This is a genomic window from Verrucomicrobiales bacterium (assembly GCA_016793885.1).
Lineage (GTDB): Bacteria > Verrucomicrobiota > Verrucomicrobiia > Limisphaerales > UBA11320 > UBA11320.
In genome coordinates, this window is sequence record JAEUHE010000173.1 from 1 (window position 1) to 4,128 (window position 4,128).

The 4,128-nt window shown below is 56.8% G+C and carries 4 protein-coding genes; 3 read left to right on the top strand and 1 reads right to left on the bottom strand.

What is annotated here, in order from left to right; genetic code table 11:
* Positions 1–638 precede the first annotated feature (638 nt).
* Entirely contained in the window at positions 639–1,094 is a 456-nt protein-coding gene (locus JNN07_19495) for a hypothetical protein (protein ID MBL9169930.1), read from the top strand.
* A gap of 877 nt (positions 1,095–1,971) precedes the next feature.
* Here the strand turns inward: JNN07_19495 and JNN07_19500 are convergent.
* Entirely contained in the window at positions 1,972–2,397 is a 426-nt protein-coding gene (locus JNN07_19500) for a helix-turn-helix transcriptional regulator (protein MBL9169931.1), read from the bottom strand.
* Positions 2,398–2,426: 29 nt separating this feature from the next.
* On the opposite strand from JNN07_19500, the gene JNN07_19505 reads away from it, so the two are divergent.
* Both JNN07_19505 and JNN07_19510 read left to right on the top strand, forming a co-directional pair.
* Complete coding sequence (locus tag JNN07_19505; GenBank protein ID MBL9169932.1) at positions 2,427–2,885, top strand: hypothetical protein; 459 nt, start codon at positions 2,427–2,429, stop codon at positions 2,883–2,885.
* Positions 2,886–2,890: 5 nt separating this feature from the next.
* Positions 2,891–4,128: toprim domain-containing protein (locus tag JNN07_19510; GenBank protein MBL9169933.1), on the top strand; the 1,238-nt coding region annotated here is incomplete at its 3' end.

Consider the following 4,128-nt stretch of genomic DNA (forward strand, 5'->3'; position numbering starts at 1 on the left):
AGGTGGCTATCCAGGGATCCGATTGGCGACAAAGGAGGGCTGAACTATTATTCGTTTGTTGAGAACGGACCAAACACCAAAATCGATCCCGATGGACGAGACATTTTCGTGGACCCAGGTCCCATTGACCCTCTCAACCCATTCTTGCAGCACTATTACGCTGGGAGTGGTGCTGAATACGATCTCATCTTGAGGGGGCATTACGATGAAATTCAGAGAGTTTTCGCTCCCGAAATAGGAGAATGGCGAGAGAGGGCGCGGAAAGATGCCGAGCTTGAAGCTGAGAGATTGTCTAACACATGTCGAAACTCGGGCCGTGTCATAAAAAGCCACATCTCGCTGCGCGGCCAACGAGTTACTCCTAACGTCACTTTGCGAGACCTTGGGTCCGGATTTCCTGGGCTTGCTTTCATCCTAGGGAATACTGCGTTCCTTCGAGGCTATGAGATAGATGTCGAAATTGTCTGTTGCTATTGTTCTTATACCTTTAGCGGTAGGTTATTCTGGGGGATTCGCGATAGATTCGAACGTCCGATTGATGGGCTCCCCATTGAACCAGGAGGAGTGCCATACAGATTGTGGGCCGATTGGACTGAGTCGATCGACGGTGGTGGTGTAGTCAAGACCGGGAATTGCAAATGAAGTATTTAGTGAATATATCGGTGATTATGGTCACAATTGTGTCATGCGCCTGCATGCGCCAGGCTGCTTCCAGGATCATCAAGACTTTCGGATCGGGGATCAATTATGAACTCCTCACAGATATCAACAACGGAACTCGCGTGATTTCGCTTCAGGATCCTACGAGTCCGCAGAGTAGTGATATAATTATTCAAGGGGATGTGCTTTGGTGCGAGCTGAGAGTAGGCCATATTGTTGGCGAGAAGGCTGCTAATGCCTTGCCTGCTTCATGGATGGATCCGAACTGGAGACGCAATGGTTTTTTTATTCTTAATCCAGCGGCGATCGATTCTGGTGGAGGCCGTTCCGATGAGCTGCGCTTTGGTAAAGCGATCGAATGGTTCGAAACACGAGACAATTTCGAACGGGCGCTTGCGGCCTTGGTTCCTACCAGTAAGCAAGATCAGCGCTAGTTGCGCTTACGATCAGTCGACTCTCTCTACAGTAATGGCATGAGAATCAATTCCTATTGCGTAAGCGTCAAGCAGCGCACGTTCTTCCCAGCCTAGAGCTTGTCCCCAAGCTGCGAGCGACGCGAGCTGTGGGTGGCAAAAAGTCTATCGGAACGGAAAATGCGGCCATTCGAGCGCGTGGAGTAGTGAGTCGGCCTGACTTGCTAGTCCGAAGAACGGTGGGTTCCTTCAGGGAAATACTGTGGGTGGCAGAAAGTCCGTCGGAGCTGAAAAGGCACCGTTCGAGCGTGTGCGGTGGAACGGATATGTTCCAAGAGGGGCCGGCGAACGTGGGGGGCCGGTAGGGAGATAGCCGTTGGAAACGATTTGAGTGGGAGTTAGGCGTGCCCTCTCCTCCATCCCCCCCGATGTCCGCGCTTTGACGGCGCTTACACGCGGCGGAATTGGGTCGCTGATGCTCACGAAGAGTGACCCAAGTTGCGACGGTGGCGGCCCGTTTCCATGACGGCATAGAGGGCTCCAACACCTGACGGCGGAGACATCCTCGGGCGCTGCTCAATCGGACCGGTGAGAGTTGATTTGGTGATCTCTGGCGCGGCGTGCTGTTGCTCTCCGGAGTGAGGGTGTGACTTGGTTGGAGCTCACTCGTGAGCCAAGCGTGGGCGGAGATGGAGATGAACCGGGGCGAGAGAAGCGCGAGGGCTGGAGCGGGATCAGCCCGGAGCCATACCGGAGCCGGACCCGTGAAAACCTTGCGTGAGGAAGGGGTAAGGCTTGCCCTCTCCTCTATACCCCCCGAGGCGGAATCAGGCCGCTGACGCTCACGGAAAGTGACCCAGGTAAGCGACGATGACCGATTCACGTAGAATGCTCCGATTCAGGCGTTGCCTTTTCGGACGTCGTAGGCGGTGAGAGCATCTTCGACGGTGGCAAGGATGCGCTGCTGGGTGGCGCGGGGAAGTTGGCTCACGCGCTCGAAGATTTGGCGAGCTTTGCCCGCGGGCCCTACGCCCCGCTGGCGCCCTGTTTCTTTGCCTAAAAGGTGATCGACGCTGACATTAAGAATCTCCGCCAGGTGGAGGAGATGATCGGGTTTGAGAGCGGTCTCCCGCCGTTCCCAGCCCGCATAGCTAGGTTGGGTGATGCCGAGTTTTTCGGCCATCTGGGTTTGGGAGAGTCCCAATTGCTGGCGGGCGGCGAGTAATCGCTCACCGAACTCGGTGCGTTGGGTCTTGGCTGGACGACCGGTTGACATGAATTGACTGTAACCCAGGGGGAAAATAGATACGGAATAGGCTTGCATGGATATAGTCTATTGCGTAACTCATCGGCATGTCAAAACCACCGTGTTCCGACTTGACGCTTCTTCGCAAATCTTCGCCTCCCCCGCCCAAGCTCGATCCCGTTTGGGACGTGGTGTGCGCGTGTTCCTATGGGCATTACCCTTGGGACGATTGGGAACGGTGGGCGCTTTCCCGTGGGCTTGATCCGAGTGTGGCGGGTCAGGCCCGGCTATTGATCCGGGAATGGTTCAATCATTCGTGGCCGAAGGAACTTCAAGCGGTTTGCGGCTGGAGTGACGACGGGCAGGGATTGCTCAAGTTTGCCAAACGCTCGCCCAAGGAAGCCCTGGCGCAATGGGAGATCCTGATGCGAACGGATGGGTTAAGAGGGGATTACTGGGGACGAGAGTGGGAATGGACATGGGGTTACCTGCAACCCGACGCCGAGCGCCTGCTTGCGTGCATGGTCTCTTTCCCAGAACCGAGAACCCACAACCCAGAACCTTAGCTCCTATGGCCTGGCGCATCCCCGAAGAAGAGATCGAGCGCGTGAAGCGTGAGACGGATCTGGTGGCCCTGGTGCAGAGCCGGGGGATCGAGTTGAAGAAGCATGGCACGAAAGATTTTGTCGGGCGCTGCCCGTTCCACCCCGACAAAGACAGCCCCAACTTCATCGTGACGCCGGAGAAGGGCCTCTTCCACTGCATGAGCTGCGGCAAGGCGGGCAACCCGATCCAGTTCGTGCAGTATCACGACGGGGTTTCATTCCGACACGCGCACGAGGTGCTAGCGCACGGCCACGGTGTTGCCTTCGCAGTGGCAGGGCGAACTTCCCATCAAGGACCGTTGAAAGTATCGACCATCCCGAGGTTGCCGTGTCCGCTGGATCCGGAGGCCGACGACGCAACGTTGATGGCTCAGGTTGCCGCCTACTATCATCAACGACTCAAGGAAACGCCGACGGCGCGCGCCTATTTGACCAGCCGAGGCCTGGACAACGATGAACTCATCGACCGGTTCCAGCTGGGTTTTGCCGATCGGACGCTGGGACTGCGACTGCCGGATAAGAACCGGCAGGAAGGCGAACGGTTGCGAAACCGGCTTACGCAGTTGGGCCTTTGGCGCGAGAGTGGCCACGAACATTTTAACGGGTGCATCGTGGTGCCGTTCCACGATGAAGCTAGAAACGTGGTGAGTTTTTACGGTCGGCGGGTAACGCCGGGCACTCTCAAGCACTTGTATCCACCGGGGCCGCATCGGGGGCTGTTCAACCGGCAGTGCCTGCCTGCCGACGAAGTCATCCTGTGCGAAGCGGTCTTCGATGCGTTGACGTTCTGTGCGCACGGGTTCCCCTATGCGATGAGTCTCTTTGGCACGGAGGGGTTTACCGATGAGCTTTGGGAAGCGATCAAGAACGTGAAGCGAGTTCGGATCGCTTACGATGCGGACGAGGCCGGTGAGCGGGCTGCCCAGCGCGATGCGGAACGGTTCCAAGATCACGGGATCGAAGTGTTTCGGGTGAAGTTCCCCCACGGCATGGACGCCAATGAATACGCCTGCAAAGTGAAACCAGCGGACAAATCGCTGGCGTTGCTCATAAACGCAGCGGCGTGGCTTGGTGGCGGGAAGGCAAAGCTTTCACTCAATGCGGCTTCGCTCACGCCTTCTCCTTCTTTAGCTGCTTCTGTTAGCAGCTCATCCGCCTTCGCTGAAGGCGCTACGGCGGACAAGGAGGAAGACGCGACTAAAGA